We start from the raw sequence: 25,804 nt of genomic DNA, 5'->3' as shown, positions 1-25,804 counted from the left end.
CCCCGTCTACCCTGGCCCGGTGAACATCCCCCGTCGCCGGCGCCGCCGTCTCGCAGGAACGTCCGCTCTCGCTCTGTTGATCACGACAGCGGCCTGCTCAGCTACGGACGACGAGGCCTCGGTGGTGGTTCCGTCCCCGGACGCGAAGGCCGCGGGGCTCTGTCGGGATCTGCACGCACGGCTCCCGAAGAAGATCGACGGGCTGGAGCGCACCGACCCCGGGCCGAAGTCCGAGCTGACCGCCGGGTGGGGAGACCCGGCGATCATACTGCGCTGCGGCGTGGAGCGGCCCCCCGAGATGATCGATCCCGCCTACGCCCCGAAGAACGGCGTGAAGGTGAACGGCGTGGCCTGGCTGCTGCAGAAGCGCGACGACGGTTCGTACACGTTCACCACCGGGGCGCGGCTCGCCTACGTCGAGGTGACGCTGCCCGAGGAGCGGACGGGGGACGGCCTCGGTCCGCTCACGGACTTCGCCGCCCCCATCAAGGAGACGATCCCGAAGGGGGTCGCCTGACCCCCGTGGGGGCGGGCCGGTCCCGTGGGGGGGCGAGCCGGTTTCGTGAGGCGGGCCGGTCCCGGGTGGGAGCGTGTCAGCGCAACCCTGTGGAGCGGTTCAGCGCCGCCTGGATGAGGCGGTCCACCAGCTCTTCGTAACCGACACCGCTCTTCTCCCACATCTGCGGGTACATGGAGATGGGCGTGAAGCCCGGCATCGTGTTGATCTCGTTGATCACGAACCGGCCGTCCTCGGTGAGGAAGAAGTCCGCCCGCACCAGTCCCTCGCAGGACGCCGCCTCGAACGCCTCGACCGCGAGCCGCTGGATCTCCGCGGTCTGCTCGGGCGTCAGCGGCGCCGGCACGATGCCGGGCGTCGAGTCGATGTATTTCGCGTCGAAGTCGTAGTAGTCGTGCGCCTGCACCGGCGGGATCTCGGCGGGGACGCTCGCGCGCGGGCCGTCCTCGAACTCCAGGACGCCGCACTCGATCTCCCGGCCGCGCAGCAGCGCCTCGACGAGGATCTTCGGGTCGTGGCGCTGTGCCTCGGCGATCGCCTCGTCGAGGCCTTCGAAGGAGTCGACCTTCGTGATGCCGATCGAGGAGCCCGCGCGCGCGGGCTTGATGAACAGCGGCCAGCCGTGCTCGCCCGCGAAGTCCGCGATGCGCTGCCGGGCGCCGGCCTCGTCCTGGCTCCACTCGCGCGGGCGGATCACCAGGTAGGGGCCGACGTTCAGACCGAAGGACGTGAAGATCCGCTTCATGTAGTCCTTGTCCTGGCCGACGGCCGAGGAGAGGACACCGGAGCCGACGTAGGGCACTCCGGAGAGTTCGAGCAGGCCCTGGAGGGTGCCGTCCTCTCCGTAGGGACCGTGCAGCATCGGGAAGACGACGTCGACCTCGCCGAGCGCCTTGGGCACCGAGCCGGGCTCGCTGTAGACGACCTCGCGGTTGCCGGGGTCGAGCGGCAGCACCACGCCGCCCTCCACGGAGTCGGCGATTTCGGCGACGTTCGGCATCTTCCGGTCGGTGATGGCCATCCGCTCGGGCTCGTCCGCCGTCAGGGCCCAACGGCCGTCGGTGGTGATGCCGATGGGCAGGACGTCGTACTTGGTGCGGTCGAGGGCGCGGAGGATGGCGCCGGCCGTCACCACGGAGATGCCGTGCTCCGAGCTGCGGCCGCCGAAGACGACGGCCACGCGCGGCTTGCGGAGCGGCTGCGCAGAGCTCGGCACGGGGCGCGGCTCAGGGCTCTGGGGGAGGTTCTCGCTGCTCATATCGCGTTGAGCGTACCCGCTGCCCGAAAAACAGTCAGCGACGCTCGGGCTTGGCGCTGCGCGACATCAGCTCCTTGAGGGCCACGACCGGGGGTGTGCCGTCGTGGACGATGCCGACGACGGTCTCGGTGATCGGCATGTCGACGCCGTGCCTGCGGGCCAGATCCAGCACGGACTCACAGGACTTGACGCCCTCGGCGGTCTGTTTGGTGACCGCGATGGTCTCCTCCAGGGTCATGCCCTTGCCGAGGTTGGTGCCGAAGGTGTGGTTGCGCGAGAGCGGCGAGGAGCAGGTGGCCACCAGGTCGCCGAGGCCCGCGAGCCCGGAGAACGTCAGCGGGTCGGCGCCCATGGCGAGCCCGAGCCGGGTGGTCTCCGCGAGGCCGCGCGTGATGAGCGAGCCCTTGGCGTTGTCGCCCAGGCCCATGCCGTCCGCGATGCCGACGGCGAGCCCGATGACGTTCTTGACGGCGCCGCCCAGCTCGCAGCCGACGACGTCGGTGTTGGTGTACGGGCGGAAGTACGGCGTGTGGCAGGCCTTCTGGAGGCGCTGGGCGACCGCTTCGTCCTCGCAGGCGACGACGGAGGCGGCGGGCTGCCGCGCGGCGATCTCACGGGCGAGGTTGGGCCCGGTGACGACGGCGACGCGGTGGGCCGGCACCTTCGTGACGTCCACGATGACCTCGCTCATGCGCATCGCGGAGCCCAGCTCGACGCCCTTCATCAGGGAGACGAGGACGGTCTCGGGGGCCAGCAGCGGCGCCCACTCGGCGAGGTTGGCGCGCAGGGTCTGCGAGGGCACGGCGAGGACGGTGAAGTCGGCACCGGCGGCGGCCTCGGCGGGGTCGGTGGTCGCCCGGAGGTTCTCGGGGAGTTCGACGCCGGGGAGGTAGTCCGGGTTGGTCCGCGTGGAGTTGACCGCGTCGGCGAGTTCGGCGCGCCGGCCCCACAGGGTGACGTCGCACCCCGCGTCGGCGAGCACCATGCCGAAGGCCGTACCCCAGGAGCCCGTTCCGAAGACGGCGGCCTTCAGCGGGCCTGCCGGGTTCACGGGGTTCGTCACTTGCTGTCCTCCGAGGTGCTCTCTGTGGTGCTCTGCTTCGTGCTCCGCGACGCCCTGCGGGCCGCGGCCTTGCGGCGCTGCTCCAGGCGGGCCGTGCGCGGGTCATACGGCCGGTCGGGGGCCTTCTCGCCCCGGATCTCCTCGAGGAGTTCGGTGATGGCGGCCATGATGGCCTCGGTCGCCTCGCGGAGCACCTCGGGCGTCGGCTCCTTGTCGTAGAAGCGCGACAGGTCGACGGGGGCCCCGGCCTTCACCTGGAGGGTCTTGCGGGGGAAGAGGGAGGGCTTCTTGCTGTACGGCGGCAGCGCGAGGTTGGCGCCCCACTGGGCCACCGGGATCACCGGGCACTTGGTCTCCAGAGCGACCCGCGCGGCACCGGACTTGGCCGTCATCGGCCACATGTCGGGGTCCCTGGTGAGCGTGCCCTCGGGGTAGAACGCGACGCACTCGCCGCGCTCGATGGCGGCGACCGCCGCGCGGAAGGCGTCGAGCGCGTTCGTCGTCTCGCGGTAGACCGGGATCTGCCCCGTGCCCTTCATGACCTGGCCGACAAAGCCGCGCCTGAAAAGGCCGTCCTTTGCCAGGAAACGCGGCACCCGACCGGTGTTGTACTGGAAGTGTGCGTACGACAACGGGTCGATATGCGAGTTGTGATTCACCGCCGTGATGAATCCTTCGTGGGCCGGAATGTGTTCCATTCCACGCCAGTCCCGCTTGAACAGAACCACCAGCGGCGGTTTTGCGATGACCGCCGCTAGGCGGTACCAGAAGCCGATTCTGCGGCGGGACACGCAAACACCTTCCTCCATGAACCTGGTCGGCCGCACAAGTGTCGCCCCAGGCTGCCGGTCTGTCGAGAACACCGTACGCCCGCCCAGGTATCAAGGCCCCCCAGCAGGTCACAATGGGCGCGACGACAAGGACGGAGCGCCCGTGCAGTGGACCCTGGTCATACCCCTGAAGCCGCTGGCGCGCGCCAAGAGCAGGCTCGCCGCCGCCGCGGGCGACGGCCTGCGTCCGGGCCTCGCCCTGGCGTTCGCGCAGGACACCGTGGCCGCGGCGGTGGCCTGCCCGGCGGTACGGGATGTGGCAGTCGTCACGGACGACGCCCTGGCGGGTCGTGAGCTGGCCGCACTGGGCGCCCGTATCGTTCCCGACGAGCCGGGACAAGGCCTGAACGCCGCCCTGCGCCATGGCGCGGCGGTCGTGCGCGCCGGGCGGCCCGCCGCGTCCGTCGCCGCCCTGAACGCCGATCTGCCCGCCCTGCGCCCCCTGGAATTGGCCCGTGTCCTTGATCGCGCCGCCCATTTCCCCCGCGCATTCCTGCCGGATGCCGCCGGAATCGGCACGACACTGCTGACCGCGGCGGCCGGAACGGAATTGCGGCCGGCATTCGGCACGGCGTCCCGCGCCCACCACACGGCGTCCGGAGCCGTGGAACTCTCGCTCGACGGCATCGATTCCGTACGCCAGGACGTGGACACCGGAGAAGACCTGCGGACCGCCCTCGCACTCGGCGTGGGACCGCGCACCGCGAAGGCCGCCGCCCGGCTTCTCATCGCCGACTGAGTACGCTGCCCCCATGCAGGCGACCGCGTACACGTACGACTCCGAGACCCGCAGCGGCAGCGTGCTGCTCGACGACGGCACCCCGGTGCCCTTCGAGGCGCCCGCGTTCGACGCGGGCGGGCTGCGGCTGCTGCGGCCGGGCCAGCGGGTGCGGATCGAGGTCGACGGCGAGGGCGAGGCCCGCCGCATCACCCTGGTGACGCTCCAGACGTTCTGAGGCACCGGCGGCCCCGAGCCCTCCGGGACACGACAGCCCTTAGGAGCGCACGACGCGGGCCGGGCTCCCCCGTGGGAGTCCGGCCCGGCGCGTGAGTGCCCTGTGCCCCTACTTCTTGCGGGCGGTGGCCTTCTTGGCGGTCGTCTTGCGCGTGGTGGCCTTCTTGGCCGGCGCGGTCTTCTTCGCCGTGGCCTTCTTGGCGGGCGCCGTCTTCTTGGCCGTGGCCTTCTTCGCCGCCGGCGTGGCCTTCTTGGCCGTGGTCTTCTTGGCGGTCGCCTTCTTCGCCGTCGCCGTCGAGGTGGCCTTCTTGGCGGTGGTCTTCTTCGCCGTGGCCTTCTTCGCCGTCGCCGTGGTCTTCTTCGCGGCGGTCTTCTTGGCGGTGGCGGTGGTCTTCTTGGCGGCCGCCTTCTTGGTGGTGGCCTTCTTGGCCGCCGCCTTCTTGACCGTCGCCGAAGCACCGCCGGTCAGGCTGCCCTTGGGCGCCTTCTTGACCGCGACGTCGTTCTTCGGGAGCTTCTTCGAGCCGCTCACCAGGTCCTTGAAGCCCTGACCGGCGCGGAAGCGCGGAACCGAGGTCTTCTTGACCCGCACGCGCTCCCCGGTCTGCGGGTTGCGGGCGTAGCGGGCCGGGCGGTCGACCTTCTCGAACGAGCCGAAGCCGGTGACCGAAACGCGGTCACCGCTGACCACGGCACGGACGATGGCGTCGAGTACCGCGTCGACCGCGTCGGCGGCCTGCTGGCGGCCGCCCACCTTGTCGGCAATCGCTTCTACGAGCTGCGCCTTGTTCACGTCTTCCCCTTCGGAGACATTGCCGGGAGCGAAATACTCCGGCTTTTTCGCACGTTAGGCAGATATATACCGCAAATCAAACACGAAACGGGCTAATCACCCTTGTGCCGCAACGAACTGGACCATCTCGGAGTTCCTCGAAGGCCCGTTGAGGCTTGAGGCTCAGGTGTCTTCGGGGAATCGGCCCTCGTCAGCTTCGTCGAGGGAGGCCATCAAACGCTCCAGACGCCTTGCCGCATCGGCGAGATCGTGTTTGGCCGCGGCCGTAATGACCAGCAGCTTCCGGGTCAGCGCCATCCGTACGCCCTCCGGGACTTGCAGTGCGCGCACTCGTGAGTGCGCTTCCTTCAGTTGGGCCGCGACGAGGCCGTAGAGCTCGAGTTGGCTGTCGCGTCCCATGCACCGATTGTGCCATCTGGGGCGAGTTGTCGCCTCCGCAGGGGGTAACTACCGCCATCCGGCGCCCTCATGAGGGTACCCGGTCGCGCCGAGTACAAGGGGATTTCCGGCCTCTTCTTCCGTCCGAATCAAGGGAGTTGAGACCACCCGTTCAGGTCATCGGGCCCATTCCGGGAGCAGACACAGATGTACCCCCAACCGTCCACGATTGGGGGTACATCAGGGCGTCGCGGGGTGTTGCGGGGAGTCAGACCCGCACGGTCCGCGGCTTGTACGAGGGGCGCTTGGCCTCGTACGCGGCGATGTCCGGCTCGTTCCGCAGCGTGATGCTGATGTCGTCCAGGCCGTTCAGGAGCCGCCAGCGGGCGTTCTCGTCGAGTTCGAAGTCGGCGGTGATGCCCTGCGCGCGGACCTGGCGGTCCCGGAGGTCCACGGTGATCTCGGCCTGCGGGTCGCTCTCGGTCAGCTCCCACAGCGCGTCCACGACCTTCTGGTCGAGTACGACGGTGAGCAGGCCGTTCTTCAGCGAGTTGCCGCGGAAGATGTCGGCGAAGCGGGAGGAGACGACCGTTTTGAAGCCGAAGTTCTGCAGCGCCCAGACGGCGTGCTCGCGCGAGGAGCCGGTGCCGAAGTCGGGTCCGGCGACCAGGACGGTGGCGCCCTGGCGCTCGGGCCTGTTGAGCACGAACTGGGGGTCCTTGCGCCAGGCCTCGAAGAGCCCGTCCTCGAAGCCGTCCCTGGTGACCTTCTTCAGCCAGTGGGCGGGGATGATCTGGTCGGTGTCGACGTTGCTGCGGCGCAGCGGGACGGCCCGGCCGGTGTGCGTGGTGAATGCTTCCATGGTTCTCAGACTCCGGCGGTCACGGGGGCGTCGGACAGGTCGGCGGGTGAGGCCAGATGGCCGGTGACGGCGGTCGCGGCGGCGACCTGCGGGGAGACCAGGTGGGTGCGGCCGCCCTTGCCCTGCCTGCCCTCGAAGTTGCGGTTGGAGGTGGACGCGGAGCGCTCGCCGGGAGCCAGTTGGTCGGGGTTCATGCCCAGGCACATCGAGCAGCCCGCGTGCCGCCATTCGGCGCCGGCGGCGGTGAAGACCTTGTCCAGGCCCTCCGCGACGGCCTGCAGGGAGACCCGGACCGAGCCGGGGACGACCAGCATCCGTACGCCGTCGGCGACTTTGCGGCCCTCGACGATGGAGGCGGCCGCGCGCAGGTCCTCGATGCGGCCGTTGGTGCACGAACCTACGAAGACCGTGTCGACCTTGATGTCCCGCAGCGGCTGCCCGGCGGTCAACCCCATGTACTCCAGGGCCTTTTCGGCGGCGTGGCGCTCCGAAGCGTCTTCGTACGAAGCCGGGTCGGGGACGTGTGCCGAAAGCGGCGCGCCCTGGCCCGGGTTGGTGCCCCAGGTGACGAACGGGGCCAGCGTGGTGGCGTCGATGTAGACCTCGGCGTCGAAGACCGCGTCCTCGTCCGTCTTGAGTGTCTTCCAGTACTCCACCGCGGCGTCCCAGTCCTCGCCCCGCGGGGCGTGGGCGCGGCCCTCGATGTAGTCGAAGGTGGTCTTGTCCGGGGCGATCATGCCCGCGCGGGCGCCCGCCTCGATGGACATGTTGCAGATGGTCATGCGGGCCTCCATCGAGAGTTTCTCGATGGCCGGGCCGCGGTACTCCAGGACGTAGCCCTGGCCGCCGCCGGTGCCGATCTTCGCGATGATGGCGAGGATCAGGTCCTTGGCCGTGACGTCGTCGGGCAGTTCGCCGTCGACGGTGATGGCCATGGTCTTGGGGCGGGCCATCGGCAGCGTCTGGGTGGCCAGCACGTGCTCGACCTGCGAGGTGCCGATGCCGAACGCCAGCGCGCCGAAGGCGCCGTGCGTGGAGGTGTGGGAGTCGCCGCAGACCACGGTGGTGCCCGGCTGCGTCAGTCCCAGCTGCGGTCCCACCACGTGGACGACGCCCTGCTCGACGTCGCCCAGCGGGTGCAGGCGCACACCGAAGTCGGCGCAGTTCTTGCGCAGCGTCTCCAGCTGGGCCCGCGAGACCGGGTCGGCGATGGGCTTGTCGATGTCGAGGGTCGGGGTGTTGTGATCCTCGGTGGCGATGGTGAGGTCGAGCCGCCGCACCTGGCGGCCGGCCTGGCGGAGGCCGTCGAAGGCCTGGGGGCTGGTCACCTCGTGCAGCAGGTGCAGATCGATGAAGAGGAGGTCGGGCTCGCCCTCGGCGCGCCGGACGACGTGGTCGTCCCAGACCTTCTCCGCGAGTGTCCTACCCATCGCTTTCCCTCCGACCGGCCGTTTCGCCGGCCCAACTAGAGAATCTGTTCGCCGACGCGCGTACCCCTCGTGCCGCGCGTGGACCGCGAAATCCGTTGGTCTGCGGTTCGCTCGTACAGAGTGGCGTGTTCCACGGAAAATTGAACTTGCGTTTCACAGAGTGAGACGCGAGTATCGACGCATGGACAACTCTAGCGGCGTCGGCGTTCTCGACAAGGCGGCTCTTGTCTTGAGCGCCCTGGAGTCCGGTCCGGCCACCCTCGCGGGGTTGGTCGCGGCCACCGGGCTCGCACGACCCACGGCCCACCGACTGGCCGTGGCACTGGAACACCACCGGATGGTGGCGCGGGACATGCAGGGCCGCTTCATCCTCGGCCCGCGCCTCGCCGAGCTGGCCGCCGCGGCGGGCGAGGACCGCCTGCTCGCCACGGCGGGCCCGGTCCTCACGCATCTGCGCGACGTGACGGGCGAGAGCGCGCAGCTCTACCGCCGCCAGGGCGACATGCGCATCTGCGTGGCCGCGGCGGAGCGCCTGTCCGGCCTGCGGGACACGGTCCCGGTCGGTTCGACGCTCACCATGAAGGCGGGCTCATCGGCCCAGATCCTGATGGCCTGGGAGGAGCCGGAGCGCCTGCACCGCGGCCTCCAGGGCGCCCGTTTCACCGCGACGGCCCTTTCGGGCGTACGCCGCAGGGGCTGGGCCCAGTCGATCGGCGAGCGCGAGCCGGGCGTCGCGTCCGTCTCCGCGCCCGTGCGAGGCCCCTCGAACCGCGTGGTCGCCGCCGTCTCGGTCTCCGGACCGATCGAGCGCCTGACCCGCCACCCGGGCCGCATGCACGCGCAGGCGGTCATCGACGCTGCCGGACGCCTCTCCGAGGCCCTGCGCCGCTCCAGCTGACGCCACGCACGTACGGAGGGGCCGCCTCAACGCCGCGGCGGCCCCTCCGTGCGCGCACTCCCCCGCCAGATCCTCAGGCCGCCTTGAGGCGATCGGCCGCCCGGTCCCCGCGACGGCCCACCGGCACGACTCCGGTGGCCTCCCCCAGGCCGAACGGCGGCATGTTGACGTAGACCGCCTCATGGGCGCCGGCCGGCACGACGTACGTCTCGTGCCAGAAGCCGACCTTCCCCTTGCCTTCCCGGATGCGCCGGTTGAAGGCCGCCCACGCGGGCCGGTGCTCCTTGTCCTGCGCCGCCGAGTAGGCGAGCAGCTTCTCCTGGGACTCCCAGTACTGGACGACGTAGACCAGGCGCGCCCCGCCGAGCAGCAGCCGGAATCCCAGCATCCCGCTCTCCGGATCCTTGGACAGCTCCTTGAGCATGCGAGGCATGGCCCGCATGAGGGGCAGCCAGCTGCGCGGGGCGAGGAAGTTGTTGATGCGCATCCCGATGTGGAACACGACCACCTCGCCCGCCCCCTCGGCGGTCATACGCCCTTCGATCGGCTTCTCGCTCATGACGATTCCCCCTTCGTGGAGCCCAGAACGGAACATTGGATAGTTCCGCTATCCATGATTGGATAGTGCCACTCTCCAAGGAGAGGCGCAAGAGTGCACGCGAAAAAGGGAGTGCGAACGGATGAGACTGGCGGAGCTGAGCCGGCGCAGCGGGGTCCCCACGGCCACGATCAAGTACTACTTGCGCGAGGGTCTTCTGCCGCCGGGCCGTCGCGTGACGGCCACCCAGGCCGAGTACGACGACGCGCATCTGAAGCGGCTGCGGCTCGTGCGGGCCCTGATCCAGGTGGGCCGGGTGCCGATCGCCTCGGCGCGCGAGGTCCTGACCGCCCTGGAGGACGAGTCCCTGGACCACAACTCCCGTCTGGGTACGGCGGTATGGGCCCTGCCGCACGGCCCGGAGCCCACCGGCGACGAGTCGGCCGACGAGACCGGGGCGGCGGCGCGCCGCACGGTGGACGCGCTACTGGCGCGCCTCGGCTGGGAGTTCGCCGAGGGGTACGGGGACGAGTCGCCGTCCTATCGGATGCTGGTGACGGCGGTCGGCACCCTGGCGCGGCTCGGATATCCCTGCGCCGTCGAGGACTTGGCGCCCTACGCCCGCGCCGGGCGGCAACTGGCCGTCACCGACCTGGACTTGATCGAGCGGTACGACTCGCCCGAGGAGCAGCTGGAGGCGGCGGTGGCGCTCACGGTGCTGTACGAGCCGGTGCTGCTCGCTCTGCGCCGGATGGCACAGAGCGAGGAGTCCAACCGCCGCTACGGGCAAGGGAGTCCGGAGGCATGAGGCACAGTCCAGGAGCATGACGAAGGGGCCTTCCCACCGGGAAGGCCCCTTGCCGTTTCTGTACCCCCGACCGGATTCGAACCGGCGCTACCGCCTTGAGAGGGCGGCGTGCTAGGCCGCTACACAACGGGGGCTAGCAAATGTGCTGCTGTACTGCGCTGGGCTACCAGGACTCGAACCTAGAACAAAGGAACCAGAAACCTTCGTGTTGCCAATTACACCATAGCCCACTGGTGGTCTAGACCAGACCACAGTACCCCCGACCGGATTCGAACCGGCGCTACCGCCTTGAGAGGGCGGCGTGCTAGGCCGCTACACAACGGGGGCCCTAGCGATCCTGCATCAGGGGACAGTGGGTGCGACCCGCTCTGTTCCCGTGGGAAGGATCTGTACCCCCGACCGGATTCGAACCGGCGCTACTGCCTTGAGAGGGCAGCGTGCTAGGCCGCTACACAACGGGGGCTTCGTGGATATGATCCACATTTTGCAGATGAGCTCTGCGAGCTGGCCTACCAGGACTCGAACCTAGACTAACGGAACCAGAAACCGTCGTGCTGCCAATTACACCATAGGCCATCAAACCGCAACCCCCTACGGGGATTTTGTTCTGATGTGCGCTTCCCGGCCGGACCTTTCGGCCCTCTCGGGCGGCGCAGAAAGAACATTACCCGAAGGTGGACGGCGCTCCAAAACGGGTATCCGCCCGCAGCAGCGCGGGCAGCTCGCCGAGGTGCGTGATGCGGTGTACTCCCGAGGGGCCTTCCCCCGCGGTGCCGTTGCGGTCGAGCCAGATCCCGAGGAGTCCCGCGTCCCGGGCGCCCCTGGCGTCGATCTCCGGCTGGTCCCCGACGTAGGCGACCTCGGCGGGCGCGAGCCCCAGCTCCGTACAGGCCGCGTGGAAGGCCTCCGCGGCGGGCTTGGAGAATCCGAGGTCGGCGGCGCACAGGACGGCCTCGAAGCGGTCGCGCACGCCGAGGCGGCGCAGCTTGCGCTCCTGGACGAACAGGGCCGAGTTCGACAGGACCGCGTGGCGGTAGCCGCCGGCGAGGGCGTCCAGGGCGGGGAGCGTGTCCGGGAAGAGGGACCAGGCCGATTCGTAGTGACCGACGTAACGGTCGAACCACGCGTCGGCGTCGGCGTCGCTCAGGCCGGGGGCGTCCAGGAAGTCGCGTACGCGGTCGCGGCGCTGCGCCTCGAAGGTGATGCCTCCCACGCCGAAGCGGGCCCAGTGCCGCTCGGTGAGCAGCCGCCAGCGCTCCAGGGCGCGCTCGGCGGACTCGTACCGCTCCAGGAGGCCCTCGGCGGTCAGGTGCGCGTGCATGCCGGTCGTGTCGGCGGTCGCGTAGTCGAAGATCGTGTCGTCGATGTCCCAGACCACGGCTCTGATGGGCACGGCATTGAGGGCCATGGCACCGACGGTATGCGAAGGGCCCGGGAGCCGTCTCGGCTTCCGGGCCCTTCGATGGCGTATCCGCGTATCCGCCATGTATTCGCCGATCAGGCGGTCAGCTTCGCCAGGGCCGCGTCGATGCGGGCCAGGGCCTTGTCCTTGCCCAGGATCTCCAGGGACTCGAAGAGGGGCAGGCCGATCGTGCGGCCGGTGACGGCGACGCGGACCGGGGCCTGCGCCTTGCCGAGCTTGAGACCGTGCTCCTCGCCGGCGGCCAGGACGGCCTCCTTGAGGGACTCCGGAGAGGTCCAGTCCGCCGCCTCCAGCTTGGCGCGGGCCGTGCGCAGGAGGGCGTCGGAGCCCTCCTTCATCGCCTTCGTCCAGGAGGGCTCGTCGAAGACCGGCTCCGGGAGGAACAGGAAGTCGACGTTGTCGGTGATCTCGGAGAGGACCTTCAGGCGGGTCTGCGCGTGCGGCGCGATGGCCTGCCAGGCGGCCTCGTCGAAGTCCTCGGGGGCCCAGTTGGCGTGCGGGGCCTTCAGCCAGGGCTCGCAGGCCTCGGCGAAGGTCTTCACGTCGAGCATGCGGATGTGGTCGGCGTTGATCGCCTCGGCCTTCTTGAGGTCGAAGCGGGCGGGGTTCGGGTTGACGTCCGCCACGTCGAACCTCGCCACCATGTCGGACATCGAGAAGACGTCCTGGTCCGCGGAGAACGACCAGCCCAGGAGGGAGAGGTAGTTCAGCAGGCCCTCGGGGAGGAAGCCGCGCTCGCGGTAGATGTTGAGGGACGCCTGCGGGTCGCGCTTGGAGAGCTTCTTGTTGCCCTCGCCCATGACGTACGGCAGGTGGCCGAACTCGGGGATGCGCTCGGCGACGCCCAGCTCGATCAGCGCCTTGTAGAGGGCGATCTGGCGGGGCGTGGAGGAGAGCAGGTCCTCGCCGCGCAGGACGTGGGTGATCTCCATCAGGGCGTCGTCGACCGGGTTGACCAGCGTGTACAGCGGGGCGCCGTTGGCGCGCACGATGCCGTAGTCGGTGACGTTCTCCGGCTGGACGGTGATCTCGCCGCGGACCAGGTCGGTGAAGGTGGTGGCCTCGTCCGGCATCTTGAAGCGGACGATGTGGCTGCGGCCCTCGGCCTCGTACGCCCGCTTCTGCTCGTCGGTGAGGTCGCGGCACAGGCCGTCGTAGCCGGACGGCTTGCCGGCGGCGCGGGCGGCCTCGCGGCGGGCGTCCAGCTCCTCGGTGGTGCAGTAGCAGGGGTAGGCGTAGCCGCCGTCGAGGAGCTTGGCCGCCACGTCCTTGTAGATGTCCATGCGCTGCGACTGGCGGTACGGCGCGTGCGGGCCGCCGACCTCGGGGCCCTCGTCCCAGTCGAAGCCCAGCCAGCGCATCGAGTCGAGCAGCTGCTGGTACGACTCCTCGGAGTCACGCGCCGCGTCGGTGTCCTCGATGCGGAAGACCATGGTGCCGCCGTTGTGCCGGGCGTAGGCCCAGTTGAACAGGGCGGTGCGGACCAGACCCACGTGGGGGTTGCCGGTCGGCGAGGGACAGAAACGTACGCGGACGTTCGCGTTAGCCACGCTTGATCACCTTGTTGGTGAGAGTGCCGATGCCTTCGATGGTGACGGCGACCTCGTCGCCGACGTTGAGGGGCCCGACGCCTGCCGGGGTGCCCGTGAGGATGACGTCGCCGGGGAGCAGCGTCATGGCCTCGGAGATGTTGACGATCAGATCCTCGATGGAGTGGGTCATCTCGCTGGTGCGGCCGAGCTGGCGCTGCTGGCCGTTGACCGTGCACTGGATGGTGAGGTCGTTCGCGGCCGCCAGGTCGATCTCCGTCTCCACCCAGGGGCCGAGCGGGCAGGAGCTGTCGAAGCCCTTGGCGCGGGCCCACTGCTTCTCGCGGCGCTGCACGTCGCGTGCGGTGACGTCGTTCGCGCAGGTGTAGCCGAAGATCACGTCCTTGACCCGCTCGCGCGGGACCTCACGGCACATGCGGCCGATGACCACGGCCAGCTCGGCCTCGTGGTGCAGCTCCTCGGAGAAGGAGGGGTACGTGATGGGGTCGCCGCTGCCGACCAGGGAGGTGGACGGCTTGAGGAAGGCGAAGGGGACGTCCGGCGTCTCGTTGCCCAGCTCCGCCGCGTGCTCCTTGTAGTTGCGGCCGAAGGCCACGATCTTGTTCGGGAGCACCGGCGGGAGCAGGCGGACCTTGCTCAGCGGGACCTTGGTGCCGGACAGTTCGAAGTCGGCGTACGGGATGCCCTTGATGATGTCGAGGACGAGTTCGCCCTCTCTGCCGGGGGCGCTCTCCCCCTCGACCGCGCCGTAGCCGACATTGCCGTCGATGGAGAACCTGGCGATGCGCACGCTCTAGCCTCTTGAGGTGGGTGGGGTCTGACACCCCAGGCTAACGTGATGGCCTGCGGCCGGCGGTCGCTCTCTTCACCGGGCCCCGAGTTTCACCTCGGTAGATCGCCGCTTCGCGGCTCGTCCTCAAACGCCGGACGGGCTGGAATCTCGTACGGACGGCCACTGGACCCCGCGGGCGGGCGAAAGCCCTCAAGCGCCGGACGGGACGAATGTCTCCGGCGCGGTCATCAGGATCGTGCGCTTCGGGTTGGCGGTCTGGGTCGGCAGGTCGACGGCGTGCTCCGGCTGGTCGGCCGCGCGCTGGACGTCGGCGGCGTCCTCGAGATGCGCGAGGGTGGTGCGGCGCGGGTTGGCTATGTTGCGGAACATCGTCGGCTTCACAGTCTTCATCTGCTGTTCGGACCCTGTCGGTTGAGGCGTCGTCTGACGGACGCGGCTTGTCGGATTCGCCATCCCTGTAAAGCGTCAGGCTAAACATCCAATTCCCGGCCAAAGTCCGGAAGAGGCCATGATCTTCATGTGAGTTTGCTCACGAAGGAGCGGGCAAAAAGGTCAAATCAGGCCCCGCTTCCGCCACTTGGAAACGGACATTGCGCCACTGAAGGCACCATTCCGCTCCTGATCATGAAGACTGGGACACCCCCTCCCCGTAGCCACTTTGAGGGGATGCGTCCGCTTTCCCCCGGATCACCTTCTACGTCTCGTGACCCCTCACTCACGCCGTGTCACCTCTGTCCCGGCGCGACACACGGGCCTTGTTGGAGATCCTGCACTGTGCTGGAATTCCCGGGACCGCCGCGGGATCGAACCGGCGCGCAGGGCGCAACGCAGCGCCGAGTGGCGGCCGGAAGGGGAAGCAGCGCCGGTCACTCAACGACCACCCATGGGGCGCTTGACGCCCCACGACGCCGACACCGTCCCGCCGTTCAGCGGCAGGACGCCTGGTCCAGAGGTTGCGACGCTAGTGCAGGGACGTTTCAAGAGGGATGGCAAGGGGTCTCCCCAGGCCGGTCGCGGCCGAGGGGATGCCGCGGCGGAGCCGGAGCGCGGCGGCGACCGCGGCTCCTCGCCCCAGCACGCCCAGAACCCGGGACCCGGTGCGCCCGGCGACAAGGCCGGTGCCGCGCGCCAGGGTGCGCCGGGCAGCGGGCCCGCTGCCGCCCCGGCCAAGGGCAAGGGTGCGTCCGGTGCCGCCTCGCCCAGCAACACGGGCTCACGAATAGCCCTGCGCAACTGGCGCATCTCGACCCGCCTGGTCTCCCTGCTCGCGCTCCCCGTGATCACCGCGACCTCACTCGGCGCGCTCCGCATCAACTCGTCCATGGACGAGATCCAGCAGCTCGACAACATGAAGCTGCTGACCGACATGACCAAGCAGGCCACCGCGCTCGCCGTGGCGCTCCAGGAGGAGCGCGACAAGTCGGCCGGTCCCCTGTCGCACGGCGCGACGGCCTCGGACTACACGGTCAAGGGCGCCCGCGCCAAGACCGACCGGGTCTACCGCAACTTCCTCCAGGGCACCCAGGACCTGAACGACACGGACGGCGAGAAGGGTCTTCTCGGCGTCCGGCACAGCGCGGTCCAGATCACCCAGCAGCTCCAGGGCATCAACAAGGTCCGCAAGGACGCCTATAAGGACGGCGCGTCCACCTCGCAGACCGTCGAGGCCTACAGCCAGCTCGTCGAGCAGCTGCTCGCGCTCTCGCAGGACATGGCGCAGGCGACCAGCAACCCGGACATGATCCAGCGCACCCGCGCCCTGGCCGCCTTCTCCTCGGCCAAGGAGTACGCGTCGGTGCAGCGGGCGATCATCGCCGCCGCCCTGCCCGCCAACGACAGCGAGTACGGCAAGCTCAGCGAGACCGACCGCACCTTCGGTCTCAGCGCCAACGACAAGGAGCGCTCGCAGCTCCAGACGTTCAGCAAGATCTACGCCGGCAACGCGGAGGAGCTGACCAAGCCCATCGACGGCGGCAACGCCTCGATCAAGGCCGCCAACGAGTACGCCAAGCGCGTCCTCGAGCAGGAGGGCGGCATCAAGCTCCAGGACAAGCGGTCCTACAGGGACTGGGTCGACGCCGACACCACCAAGATCGACGCGATGTCCAAGATCGAGCTGACGCTGCTCGGCGAGATGGAGCAGAAGGCGCGCGAGCTGCGCAACGAGTCGGAGCAGTCGGCCATCCTCAACGGTGCGCTGATCCTGCTCGTGCTCGGCGTCTCGCTCGTCGGCGCGTTCGTCGTGGCCCGCTCCATGATCCGCTCGCTGCGCCGGCTCCAGGACACCGCGACCAAGGTCGCCCAGGACCGCCTGCCCGAGCTGGTCAAGCAGCTCTCCGAGTCGGACCCGCAGGACGTCGACACCTCCGTCGAGTCCGTCGGTGTGCACTCCCGGGACGAGATCGGCCAGGTGGCCGCGGCCTTCGACGACGTGCACCGCGAGGCCGTCCGCCTCGCCGCCGAGCAGGCCCTTCTGCGAGGCAACGTCAACGCGATGTTCACCAACCTCTCGCGCCGTTCCCAGGGCCTCATCCAGCGCCAGCTCTCGCTCATCTCCGAGCTGGAGTCCCGCGAGGCCGACCCGGACCAGCTCTCCTCGCTCTTCAAGCTCGACCACCTCGCGACCCGCATGCGCCGTAACGGCGAGAACCTCCTCGTCCTCGCCGGTGAGGAGCCCGGCCGTCGCTGGACGCGGCCCGTGCCGCTCGTCGACGTGCTGCGTGCCGCCGCGTCCGAGGTGGAGCAGTACGAGCGCATCGAACTGTCCGCCGTGCCCGCCACCGAGGTCGCGGGCCGCGTGGTCAACGACCTCGTGCACCTCCTCGCCGAGCTGCTCGAGAACGCGACGTCGTTCTCCTCGCCGCAGACGAAGGTGAAGGTCACCGGTCACGCGCTGCCCGACGGCCGCGTACTGATCGAGATCCACGACACCGGCATCGGCCTCTCCCCCGAGGACCTCGCCGCGATCAACGAGCGGCTCGCCTCGCCGCCCACCGTGGACGTCTCCGTCTCCCGCCGCATGGGTCTGTTCGTGGTCGGCCGCCTCTCGCAGCGCCACGGCATCCGCATCCAGCTGCGCCCCTCCGACTCCGGTGGTACGACCGCGCTGGTCATGCTGCCCGTCGATGTCGCCCAGGGCGGCAAGAAGGTTCCCGGCAAGCCCGGTGGCCCCGGCCCGACCGGTGGTCCCGCCGCGGCGGCCGCCGCTGCCGGTGCCGCGGCCGCGCGCCGCGGGGTCGGCGCGGGGAACAACGGTCCCGCGCTCGGCAGTGGTTCCGGTCCGGCCGGTGGCCCCGGCCGTGGCGGTCCGGCGCTCGGTGGCGGGCCCGGCGCGGGTGCGCCCGGTGCCGGTGGTCCGGGTGGCGCGGGACGGCTCGGTGCCAGTGCGCCGCGCCAGCAGGTCGCCGGTTCGGGTCCGCGCGCCGCGCTGCCCTCCCGGGACACCGGCCAGCAGCGTCCGCCGGCCGGTCCTCAGGGCCAGCACGGGCAGCAGGGCCAGCCCGGACAGCAGGGCCAGCAGCCGCAGGCGCCGCAGGGCGGCCGTGGCGGCGGTGCCAAGCAGCCTCCGGTCCCCCAGCAGCGTACGAACGCCATGCAGCCGCCGGCCGACTCCGGTGACCAGGGGCGCAGGCCTCAGCTGCCGCCCCGGGGCGGGCCGCGTGCCGAGCTGCCCGGGGGCAACCCGCAGCCGCGCGTGCCCAGTTGGAGCGACGAGAACGCGCAGCCGCAGGTCTCGCGCGAGCCCTTCGACACCCCGCGCGGTCACGAGGAGCACGAGGCCACCGGCCAGTTCCCGCAGGCCACCGCCCCCGACGAGCGACAGGGTCCCGGCTCCACCGCCGAGTTCCCCCGCCCGGACTTCAACGCGCCGCCGCCCGGCACGCCCGCCCCGCAGGACCAGGGCACCGGCAAGTTCGTCCGCTCGGACGTCTTCGGCGGCCAGGGAGAGGCCCAGCAGGGCCGCCAGCAGGGTCAGGCCCCGCAGCAGAACCAGCACCAGAACCAGCAGCAGGCGCCGCAGCGCAACCAGCCGCGGAACCAGCAGAACCAGCAGCAGGACCAGGGCAGCGGCCCCGCGCAGCAGGCCGGCCGGGAGCTGACCGACTACACGGTGCCGCGTCCGCCGGCCCCGCGCCGCGGCCAGGGCGAGCCCCACCAGGGCCTCCCCCAGCAGCCGCAGGCCGACCAGCTGCCCGGCTCCGCGCAGCCCGATGACCTGCTGCCCGCCGCCGGTCCCGGTGACGGTCGCACCCCGCTGTACGACACGCTGGAGACCAACTGGTTCCAGCAGCAGCAGAACCAGCGGGCGCAGGCCGAGCAGCAGAGCCGTCAGCAGGACCAGCAGAGCCACCAGAACCAGCAGCAGGCCCAGCACGGCCACCAGACCGGTGGCCACCCCGCCGAGCCCGCCCAGCGGCAGGCACCGCAAGCGCCGCAGGCCCCCGGCCCGCAGCGCCCGCTGCCGTCGCGCGGCCCGCGCCACGCCCCGCCCGCCGGACCCGCACCCGCGGCCGGCAACGGGAACGGCAACGGCCAGAACGGCGCGGGCCCCGGTGCCCCCGCCGGCTGGCGCTCCTCGCCCAACGACGAGCTGGGCCGCCAGGCCGAGCGCGTCCGGCAGCCCACCGCGGGCGGGGTCACCACATCCGGACTGCCGCGCCGCGTCCCGCGGGCCAACCTGGTCGCGGGCACGGCACAGCAGCAGCAGGACAGCACAGGTCCGCAGGTCTCGCGTGCGCCCGAAGAGGTACGCGGCCGGCTGACGAATCTCCGTCGGGGCATTCAGCAGGGTCGCCAGGCCGGTACCGGCCAGACCGGCAGTTTCCCTCGCCCCACTCACCAGCAGGAGCGTTAGTTGAGTCCGATGAGCCAGGCGGCACAGAATCTGAACTGGTTGATCACCAACTTCGTGGACAACACCCCAGGGGTGTCCCACACGGTCGTGGTCTCCGCCGACGGCCTCCTTCTGGCCATGTCCGAGGGGTTCCCGCGGGACCGGGCCGACCAGCTCGCCGCGGTCGCCTCCGGCCTCACCTCCCTCACCGCCGGGGCGTCCCGGATCTTCGAGGGCGGCACCGTCACCCAGACCGTGGTGGAGATGGAGCGGGGGTTCCTCTTCATCATGTCGGTCTCCGACGGCTCGTCCCTCGCCGTGCTCGCGCACCCCGAGTGCGACATCGGCCTCGTCGGGTACGAGATGGCGCTGCTCGTCGACCGCGCGGGAGCGGTCCTCACCCCGGACCTGCGCGCCGAGTTGCAGGGCAGCCTGCTCCACTAGCCCCGAAGCCGGCTCGAAAGCTTCCGCCCCTTCGGCCGCCCCACCGACCGAACGTACTGACCAACCGTCCGGCCGCCATACGCCCCCACCGGCTCTGTCAGACGGCACACGCAGATGACCTGCTGTCCCGCCCGGAGGATCCATGACCCCGCCCACCGCCTCTCACAACCCGTACGGTGACCCCTCGTACGGAATGGAGGGCGACCAGCCGCTGGTGCGTCCATACGCGATGACCGGCGGCCGGACCCGGCCCCGCTACCAGCTCGCCATCGAGGCGCTGGTGAGCACCACGGCCGATCCGGCCCAGCTGATGGGACTGCTCCCCGAGCACCAGCGGATCTGCCACCTGTGCCGCGAGGTCAAGTCGGTGGCCGAGGTCTCGGCGCTCCTGTCGATGCCGCTCGGTGTGGCCCGGATCCTCGTGGCGGACCTGGCCGAGGCCGGGCTCGTCGCCATCCATCAGCCCGGCGGCGACGAGTCCGCCGGCGGTCAGCCTGACGTGACACTGCTCGAAAGGGTGCTCAGTGGACTTCGCAAGCTCTAACGGCTCGGGCGGCTCAGGCTCCGGCTCGGGCCGTTCCACCACCTCCGCCAAGATCGTGGTGGCGGGCGGCTTCGGCGTGGGCAAGACCACGTTCGTCGGGGCCGTCTCGGAGATCAACCCGCTGCGCACCGAGGCCGTCATGACGTCCGCGTCCGCGGGCATCGACGACCTGACCCACACCGGGGACAAGACGACGACCACCGTCGCGATGGACTTCGGCCGCATCACCCTGGACCAGGACCTGATCCTGTACCTCTTCGGTACGCCCGGTCAGGACCGCTTCTGGTTCATGTGGGACGACCTGGTCCGTGGCGCGATCGGAGCGGTCGTGCTCGTGGACACGCGGCGGCTCGCCGACTGCTTCCCGGCCGTCGACTACTTCGAGAACAGCGGGCTGCCGTTCGTCATCGCCCTCAACGGCTTCGACGGCCACCAGCCCTACACCCCGGACGAGGTGCGCGAGGCGCTCCAGATCGGTCCGGGTACGCCGATCATCACCACCGACGCGCGACACCGTGCAGACGCAAAGAGTGGCTTGATCACGTTGGTCGAGCACGCACTTATGGCACGTCTCAAGTAGGCAGGTGTATACGGCAGTTGTCGTAGACCGCACGGAGCGGCCTGTGTCCTTTGACACGGGCGCGCGCCGTGTTCATAACGTTTCGACAGAGAATTACCAGGTGACCGCCACGCGTCGCGGTCGCCTGGTGCCGCTGTGCTCACAAGAGCCCCGCCTTTTGGCGGGGCTCGCTCTTTATGACCGATTTATCTGAGGCTTACACCACTCGGAACTTCCGCTTCCCACTGTTTGGAAGAGCAGTGCCTGACGTGCTGGAATGCGCTGAACTGCCCAGTAGCACGGGCCTTGGAGACGACAGCGGCACGAGAGTGAGTGCCGCCGCCGAGAGGTTGTTGGTCGAGTGAGGCGAAGCAAGACGAGCCCCGCGGCACCCCCCACCGGGGACGCGCGGGGCAACTTCACCCCGCCGCCGCGCACAGCGGCGTCCCCCGTTGACGTGAGCTCCGGCCCCGGCAACGAGCCCCCGGCTCCCTCCGGCGGACGGATGTCCCCCCGCAACTGGCGCGTACCGACCAAGCTCAACGCGATCCTGCTCATACCCGTGCTCGTCGGCCTGGTCATGGGCGGCTTCCAGGTGAAGGGCTCCATCGACACCTGGAGCGAGGCCCGGGACGCCGAGAGCACGGCCCGCCTGGTGCGGGCCTCCCTCGACTACGGCAACCGCCTCGTCGAGGAGCGTGACATCTCCGCCGCCCCGCTGCTGAACGGCAAGCGGACCGACCCGGCCGTCGTCAAGGCCCGCAAGGCCACCGACGAGGCCGCGGCCGCGTTCAAGGCGGCCGCCGAGGACATGCCGGACAAGGAAGGGCTCACCCGTCGTCTCGCGGCCTTCCGCAAGGTCGAGCCGAAGCTGATCCCGCTGCGTCAGGCCGCGTACACCACCAAGCTCCCCGGCGTGAAGACCGAAGAGGGCTACGTCGCCATCCAGCACCCCCTGATGGAGTTCGCCAACGAACTCGGTCTGGGCACCGGCAACATCACCAGCTACGGCCGCACCGTCTACGCGATCTCGCTCTCCAAGGCCGCGCTCTCGCTGCAGCGGTCCATCGGCACGCACCTGCTGGTCAAGCCGGGCCCCGGCACCGGCTCGTTCACCCTCCAGCGCACCTCCTTCTCCTCGTACGCCTACCTGGAGCGCGTCGCCATCGAGGAGTACACCGGCGGCGGCACTCCCCAGGACGTCGCCAAGCTGGAGGAGGCGAAGAAGAAGCTGGCGGCCGAGGCCGAGAAGCAGGCCAACCCGCCGCCCACCCAGGACCAGATGGTCGCGGCCATCGCCACCATGGAGAGCACGCAGCCCAGCGCGCGGGTCGAGCTCGCCGGCAAGGGCATCACCCGGCAGGCCTGGTGGGACACCACCTCCGCCAAGTTCGACGCCTACCGCACGATCGAGTCCGACCTCGCCGACAAGGCTGTGGACGAGGCCTCCCAGATCGCCTCCGACGCCCAGCGCAACGCGTACATCACCGGCGCCATCGTGGTCGTCGCGCTGCTCGCCGCCTTCATCCTGGCCGGGATGATGGCCCGCCAGATGTCCAAGGCCATGCGTCAGCTGCGTACCGCCGCCTTCGGCATCGCCGAGCAGCGGCTGCCGATGCTGGTCGACCAGCTGTCGCGCACCGACCCGGGCCGGGTCGACACCCGCGTGCAGCCCATCCCGATCACCACCACGGACGAGATCGGCGAGGTCGCCCGCGCCTTCGACCAGGTGCACCGCGAGGCCGTGCGGCTCGCCGCCGAGCAGGCGCTGCTGCGGGGCAACATCAACGCGATCTTCACCAACCTCTCGCGCCGCAACCAGTCGCTGATCGAGGGCCAGCTGACCCTCATCACCGACCTGGAGAACAACGAGGCCGACCCGGACCAGCTGGAGTCCCTCTTCCGCCTGGACCACCTGGCGACCCGTATGCGCCGCAACGGCGAGAACCTCCTGGTCCTCTCCGGCGAGGAGCCCGGCCGCCGCTGGGACCAGCCGGTCCCGCTGGTCGACGTGCTCCGCGCCGCCTCCTCCGAGGTGGAGCAGTACGAGCGCATCGAGCTGTCGGGCGTCCCGGAGGCCGAGATCCACGGCCTCGCCGTGACCGACCTCGTGCACCTGCTCGCCGAGCTGCTCGAGAACGCCACCACGTTCTCCTCCCCGCAGACCAAGGTCCGCGTCACCGCGACCCGGCTGCCCGACGGCCGCGTCATGGTCGAGATCCACGACAAGGGCATCGGCCTCACCGCCGAGGACTTCGCGGACATCAACCACAAGCTGGCCAACCCGCCGACCGTGGACGCCGCGATCTCCCAGCGCATGGGCCTGTTCGTGGTCGGGCGGCTGGCCGACCGGCACGGCATCCGCGTCCAGCTGCGCCCCTCGGGCGAGCAGGCGGGCACGACCTCGCTGGTCATGCTGCCGGACGGGATCACGCACGGTGGTGGTGGCGAACAGCACGGGCAGGACCCCGAGTTCACCGTCTCCTCGATCATCCCGGAGCAGCAGGTCCTGGAGGCCGAGCCGCTGCGCACCGCCGCGGAGCTGGGCTTCGACGACAGCCGCTACCACGGTGACGGCGCCGAGGCGGGCCTCGACCCCGTCGGCCGCTCGCTGATGCGTGAGGAGCGCAGGGCCGCCCTTGAGGCACAGGCCCAGCAGCCGGGCGCCGGCCGCCCGCTCTTCCGCGACGAGGTCGACCCGCAGCAGGGTGGACAGGGCGCGCGGCAGGACTCGTACGAGCAGCACGCGCCCGCCTACGACGAGCAGCAGGGCGGCTACGACCAGGCGCAGTCCGGGTACGACCAGGGCCGCCCCGCGTACGAGAACGAGCAGTACGCCGGTGAGCAGCCCGCGCACGGCCAGTACGCGCACGACCAGTACGCCGGTGAGCAGTACCCCGCCGACCAGTACGGCAACGGGCAGTACGCCGAGGGCGGTTACGGCGACGAGCAGCAGCAGGCCCCCGCGTACGACGAGCAGTACTACCCGGCGCAGGACGGTTACCAGGACCCCCAGATCTCCTATCCGGAGCGGTCCCGTCAGGACGACTGGCCCAGCGGGGACGGCTACCAGCCCGAGTACGGCCAGGAAGCGGAATCCGCTCAGGCCCCCGCGGGCGACGCCGAGCGCGTAGGCTTCGACCGGCCCGGACCGACGCCGTCCGTCGTGCACGACACGACCAAGGCGGGTCTCCCCCGCCGGGGCTCCTCGGCCCCGAACGGGAACGCGCCCGCCGGGAACGGTCCCGCCGGGGGTGCTCCCGCTGGAGGTGCTCCCGCCGGGGGTGCTCTCGCGGCCAACGCGGGCCAGGGCGGCCCGGGCGGGCCCGACTGGCGCTCGTCCAACGACGAGCGCTGGCAGCGGGCCGAGCGCCTCAAGGAGCCGAAGGCGGGCGGGGTCACCTCGTCCGGGCTCCCGCGGCGCGTGCCCAAGGCCAACCTGGTCGAAGGCACGGCGGAACAGACCCCACAGGGCGGCCCCCAGGTCTCCCGCGATCCCGAGGAAGTGCGGGGCAGGCTGAGCAACCTGCGCCGCGGCGTCCAGCGGGGCCGCAGCAACAGCAGTGACACGAATGGCCAGGGCTTCAGCCCTGATAGCACCTACAACCAGGAGCGTTAGTGTGAGCCCGATGAGCCAGGCGGCGCAGAACCTGAACTGGTTGATCACCAACTTCGTGGACAACACCCCCGGGGTGTCCCACACGGTGGTGGTCTCCGCCGACGGACTCCTTCTGGCGATGTCCGAAGGCTTCCCCCGCGACCGTGCCGACCAGCTCGCGGCCGTCGCCTCGGGTCTGACCTCCCTCACCGCCGGGGCCTCCCGGATCTTCGAGGGCGGCTCCGTGACCCAGACCGTTGTGGAGATGGAGCGAGGATTTCTCTTCATCATGTCCATCTCCGACGGCTCCTCGCTCGCCGTCCTCGCCCACCCGGATGCGGACATCGGTCTCATTGGGTACGAGATGGCACTTCTTGTCGACCGCGCGGGCACCGTCCTCACGCCGGACCTGCGCGCGGAGCTCCAGGGGAGCCTTCTCAACTAACAGACAGACGGTGCGTTTTCGCGGCCCGTGCCCGTAAGGTTTCGGGACGCGGCTCCACAGTGATGGTGCCCGGCACAGTTGGAGGAGGAAGCAACGTGGCAACACCCCCAGACGGTTCGTCTTCGGCGAACTGGTCCCCTGGTCACGGCCAGGGTGGTCAGCACGACGGCGGGCCGAACCGGTACAACTTCCCCTCCGCGCCGAGCCATCGCCGCCAGCCGTACGCGCAGCCCCAGCAGCCGGGTCCGCGCCCCTACGACCAGGGCACGCCGGCGCACGCGCCCCGTATCCAGCCGGTCCAGTCCCAGCGGCGCGCCCCCACACCGGCGCCCGCCGGGTCGGCGCACAACCCCCTGGTGCGCCCGTACGCCATGACGGGCGGCCGCACCAGGCCGCGCTACCAGCTCGCCATCGAGGCGCTGGTGCACACCACCGCACAACCGCACCAGTTGCAGGGCCAGTTGCCCGAGCATCAGCGGATCTGCAACCTGTGCCGCGAGATCAAGTCAGTCGCTGAGATCTCGGCACTGCTCTCCATCCCCCTCGGCGTCGCCCGAATCCTCGTAGCCGACCTGGCGGAGGCCGGACTTGTCGCCATCCACCAGCCCGGCGGCGACGAGTCCGCCGGCGGCCAGCCAGACGTGACACTGCTCGAAAGGGTGCTCAGTGGACTTCGCAAGCTCTAGCGGAGGAGCAACAGCCCGCTCCACCACCAGCGCGAAAATCGTGGTGGCGGGCGGCTTCGGCGTGGGCAAGACCACGTTCGTCGGGGCGGTCTCTGAGATCAACCCGCTGCGCACCGAGGCCGTCATGACGTCCGCGTCCGCGGGCATCGACGACCTCACCCACACCGGGGACAAGACCACCACGACGGTGGCCATGGACTTCGGCCGCATCACCCTGGACCAGGACCTGATCCTGTACCTCTTCGGTACGCCCGGTCAGGACCGCTTCTGGTTCATGTGGGACGACCTGGTCCGTGGCGCGATCGGAGCGGTCGTCCTGGTCGACACGAGGCGGCTCGCCGACTGCTTCCCCGCCGTCGACTACTTCGAGAACTCCGGGCTCCCCTTCGTCATCGCCCTCAACGGCTTCGACGGCCACCAGCCCTACACCCCCGACGAGGTCCGTGAGGCGCTCCAGATCGGCCCGGACACCCCGATCATCACCACCGACGCACGACACCGCGCGGACGCGAAGAGCGCGCTGATCACGCTGGTCGAGCACGCGCTGATGGCGCGGCTGCGGTAGCGGTCCGTCCCACTTTTTCCCGTACGCGGATGA

25 protein-coding genes and 5 tRNA genes are annotated in these 25,804 nt (G+C 70.2%); 13 read left to right on the top strand and 17 right to left on the bottom strand.

Annotated elements, in window-relative coordinates; genetic code table 11:
• Positions 1-19: 19 nt before the first annotated feature.
• A complete protein-coding gene (locus DMA15_RS26915) occupies positions 20-517 on the top strand; it encodes a DUF3515 domain-containing protein (protein WP_125515327.1) in 498 nt (165 codons plus the stop codon).
• Between the two features lie 76 nt (positions 518-593).
• Here DMA15_RS26915 and DMA15_RS26910 read toward each other — a convergent pair whose 3' ends face one another.
• Genes DMA15_RS26910 through DMA15_RS26900 form a run of 3 tightly spaced genes read right to left on the bottom strand, consistent with a single transcriptional unit; the run spans position 594 to position 3,629 of the window.
• Entirely contained in the window at positions 594-1,775 is a 1,182-nt protein-coding gene (locus tag DMA15_RS26910; RefSeq protein WP_125515326.1) for a D-alanine--D-alanine ligase family protein, read from the bottom strand.
• Between the two features lie 34 nt (positions 1,776-1,809).
• Complete coding sequence (locus tag DMA15_RS26905) at positions 1,810-2,838, bottom strand: NAD(P)H-dependent glycerol-3-phosphate dehydrogenase (protein WP_276314373.1); 1,029 nt, start codon at positions 2,836-2,838, stop codon at positions 1,810-1,812.
• Entirely contained in the window at positions 2,835-3,629 is a 795-nt protein-coding gene (locus tag DMA15_RS26900; protein WP_125515325.1) for a lysophospholipid acyltransferase family protein, read from the bottom strand. The genes DMA15_RS26905 and DMA15_RS26900 overlap by 4 nt, the downstream gene beginning before the upstream one ends.
• Before the next feature lie 142 nt (positions 3,630-3,771).
• On the opposite strand from DMA15_RS26900, the gene cofC reads away from it, so the two are divergent.
• Both cofC and DMA15_RS37620 read left to right on the top strand, forming a co-directional pair.
• Positions 3,772-4,407, top strand: coding sequence for a 2-phospho-L-lactate guanylyltransferase (cofC, locus tag DMA15_RS37625; RefSeq protein WP_240659946.1), 636 nt, complete (start codon positions 3,772-3,774; stop codon positions 4,405-4,407).
• Positions 4,408-4,420: 13 nt separating this feature from the next.
• Positions 4,421-4,624 (top strand): hypothetical protein, encoded by a 204-nt coding sequence (locus DMA15_RS37620; RefSeq protein WP_030787468.1) that lies wholly within the window; start codon positions 4,421-4,423, stop codon positions 4,622-4,624.
• A gap of 108 nt (positions 4,625-4,732) precedes the next feature.
• Here DMA15_RS37620 and DMA15_RS26890 read toward each other — a convergent pair whose 3' ends face one another.
• From DMA15_RS26890 to leuC, 4 genes are all read right to left on the bottom strand, one after another.
• Positions 4,733-5,416 (bottom strand): HU family DNA-binding protein, encoded by a 684-nt coding sequence (locus DMA15_RS26890; RefSeq protein ID WP_125515324.1) that lies wholly within the window; start codon positions 5,414-5,416, stop codon positions 4,733-4,735.
• A 162-nt stretch (positions 5,417-5,578) separates the two neighbouring features.
• Complete coding sequence (locus DMA15_RS26885; protein WP_030787464.1) at positions 5,579-5,815, bottom strand: hypothetical protein; 237 nt, start codon at positions 5,813-5,815, stop codon at positions 5,579-5,581.
• Positions 5,816-6,062: 247 nt separating this feature from the next.
• A complete protein-coding gene (gene leuD / locus DMA15_RS26880) occupies positions 6,063-6,656 on the bottom strand; it encodes a 3-isopropylmalate dehydratase small subunit (RefSeq protein WP_125515323.1) in 594 nt (197 codons plus the stop codon).
• 5 nt (positions 6,657-6,661) lie between these two features.
• On the bottom strand, positions 6,662-8,086 hold the full coding sequence (gene leuC / locus DMA15_RS26875; protein WP_125515322.1) for a 3-isopropylmalate dehydratase large subunit: 1,425 nt from the start codon (positions 8,084-8,086) through the stop codon (positions 6,662-6,664).
• Positions 8,087-8,267: 181 nt separating this feature from the next.
• Between leuC and ndgR the strand changes: the two genes are divergently transcribed.
• Entirely contained in the window at positions 8,268-8,984 is a 717-nt protein-coding gene (gene ndgR / locus DMA15_RS26870) for an IclR family transcriptional regulator NdgR (RefSeq protein WP_030787455.1), read from the top strand.
• A gap of 73 nt (positions 8,985-9,057) precedes the next feature.
• On the opposite strand, the gene DMA15_RS26865 is transcribed toward ndgR, so the two are convergent.
• Complete coding sequence (locus DMA15_RS26865; RefSeq protein WP_125515321.1) at positions 9,058-9,543, bottom strand: DUF4188 domain-containing protein; 486 nt, start codon at positions 9,541-9,543, stop codon at positions 9,058-9,060.
• 121 nt (positions 9,544-9,664) lie between these two features.
• On the opposite strand from DMA15_RS26865, the gene DMA15_RS26860 reads away from it, so the two are divergent.
• Positions 9,665-10,330 (top strand): MerR family transcriptional regulator, encoded by a 666-nt coding sequence (locus tag DMA15_RS26860; protein WP_125515320.1) that lies wholly within the window; start codon positions 9,665-9,667, stop codon positions 10,328-10,330.
• 61 nt (positions 10,331-10,391) lie between these two features.
• On the opposite strand, the gene DMA15_RS26855 is transcribed toward DMA15_RS26860, so the two are convergent.
• The 9 genes from DMA15_RS26855 to DMA15_RS26815 form a co-directional block, all read right to left on the bottom strand.
• Positions 10,392-10,464, bottom strand: a tRNA-Glu gene (locus DMA15_RS26855).
• A 24-nt stretch (positions 10,465-10,488) separates the two neighbouring features.
• Positions 10,489-10,560, bottom strand: a tRNA-Gln gene (locus tag DMA15_RS26850).
• A 24-nt stretch (positions 10,561-10,584) separates the two neighbouring features.
• Positions 10,585-10,657, bottom strand: a tRNA-Glu gene (locus DMA15_RS26845).
• Between the two features lie 63 nt (positions 10,658-10,720).
• Positions 10,721-10,793, bottom strand: a tRNA-Glu gene (locus DMA15_RS26840).
• A 41-nt stretch (positions 10,794-10,834) separates the two neighbouring features.
• Positions 10,835-10,906: transfer RNA gene (locus DMA15_RS26835), tRNA-Gln, on the bottom strand.
• Positions 10,907-10,994: 88 nt separating this feature from the next.
• Complete coding sequence (locus DMA15_RS26830) at positions 10,995-11,723, bottom strand: HAD family hydrolase (protein WP_125518019.1); 729 nt, start codon at positions 11,721-11,723, stop codon at positions 10,995-10,997.
• Positions 11,724-11,827: 104 nt separating this feature from the next.
• Positions 11,828-13,303, bottom strand: a complete 1,476-nt coding sequence (gene gltX, locus DMA15_RS26825) for a glutamate--tRNA ligase (protein ID WP_125515319.1) — start codon at positions 13,301-13,303, stop codon at positions 11,828-11,830.
• A complete protein-coding gene (locus DMA15_RS26820; protein ID WP_125515318.1) occupies positions 13,296-14,093 on the bottom strand; it encodes a fumarylacetoacetate hydrolase family protein in 798 nt (265 codons plus the stop codon). Before DMA15_RS26820 ends, gltX begins: the two co-directional genes overlap by 8 nt.
• A gap of 192 nt (positions 14,094-14,285) precedes the next feature.
• Positions 14,286-14,486 carry a hypothetical protein gene (locus DMA15_RS26815; protein WP_206302848.1) on the bottom strand — a complete coding sequence of 67 codons (201 nt, stop codon included), beginning with the start codon at positions 14,484-14,486 and terminating at the stop codon, positions 14,286-14,288.
• A gap of 574 nt (positions 14,487-15,060) precedes the next feature.
• On the opposite strand from DMA15_RS26815, the gene DMA15_RS26810 reads away from it, so the two are divergent.
• From DMA15_RS26810 to DMA15_RS26775, 8 genes are all read left to right on the top strand, one after another.
• On the top strand, positions 15,061-18,951 hold the full coding sequence (locus DMA15_RS26810; protein WP_240659945.1) for a nitrate- and nitrite sensing domain-containing protein: 3,891 nt from the start codon (positions 15,061-15,063) through the stop codon (positions 18,949-18,951).
• 9 nt (positions 18,952-18,960) lie between these two features.
• The gene (locus DMA15_RS26805; protein WP_030787430.1) at positions 18,961-19,374 is read left to right on the top strand and encodes a roadblock/LC7 domain-containing protein; all 414 of its coding nucleotides are present in this window, start codon (positions 18,961-18,963) and stop codon (positions 19,372-19,374) included.
• 142 nt (positions 19,375-19,516) lie between these two features.
• Positions 19,517-19,918: a DUF742 domain-containing protein gene (locus tag DMA15_RS26800; protein WP_030787427.1), complete on the top strand. Its 402-nt coding sequence runs from the start codon at positions 19,517-19,519 to the stop codon at positions 19,916-19,918.
• Positions 19,899-20,498 carry an ATP/GTP-binding protein gene (locus DMA15_RS26795; RefSeq protein ID WP_125515316.1) on the top strand — a complete coding sequence of 200 codons (600 nt, stop codon included), beginning with the start codon at positions 19,899-19,901 and terminating at the stop codon, positions 20,496-20,498. The genes DMA15_RS26800 and DMA15_RS26795 overlap by 20 nt, the downstream gene beginning before the upstream one ends.
• A gap of 484 nt (positions 20,499-20,982) precedes the next feature.
• The gene (locus tag DMA15_RS26790; protein WP_240660264.1) at positions 20,983-24,096 is read left to right on the top strand and encodes a nitrate- and nitrite sensing domain-containing protein; all 3,114 of its coding nucleotides are present in this window, start codon (positions 20,983-20,985) and stop codon (positions 24,094-24,096) included.
• Between the two features lie 10 nt (positions 24,097-24,106).
• Positions 24,107-24,520 carry a roadblock/LC7 domain-containing protein gene (locus tag DMA15_RS26785; RefSeq protein ID WP_030787419.1) on the top strand — a complete coding sequence of 138 codons (414 nt, stop codon included), beginning with the start codon at positions 24,107-24,109 and terminating at the stop codon, positions 24,518-24,520.
• 95 nt (positions 24,521-24,615) lie between these two features.
• Positions 24,616-25,206 carry a DUF742 domain-containing protein gene (locus DMA15_RS26780; protein ID WP_125515314.1) on the top strand — a complete coding sequence of 197 codons (591 nt, stop codon included), beginning with the start codon at positions 24,616-24,618 and terminating at the stop codon, positions 25,204-25,206.
• On the top strand, positions 25,187-25,771 hold the full coding sequence (locus DMA15_RS26775) for an ATP/GTP-binding protein (RefSeq protein ID WP_030361923.1): 585 nt from the start codon (positions 25,187-25,189) through the stop codon (positions 25,769-25,771). Before DMA15_RS26780 ends, DMA15_RS26775 begins: the two co-directional genes overlap by 20 nt.
• The last annotated feature ends 33 nt before the right edge of the window (positions 25,772-25,804 follow it).

It is taken from the genome of Streptomyces sp. WAC 01529 (assembly GCF_003945545.1).
In the GTDB taxonomy this organism is placed as follows: domain Bacteria; phylum Actinomycetota; class Actinomycetes; order Streptomycetales; family Streptomycetaceae; genus Streptomyces; species Streptomyces anatolicus.
Note: the sequence above shows the minus strand (reverse complement) of the source record. Positions and strands in the feature narration are given on the sequence as shown.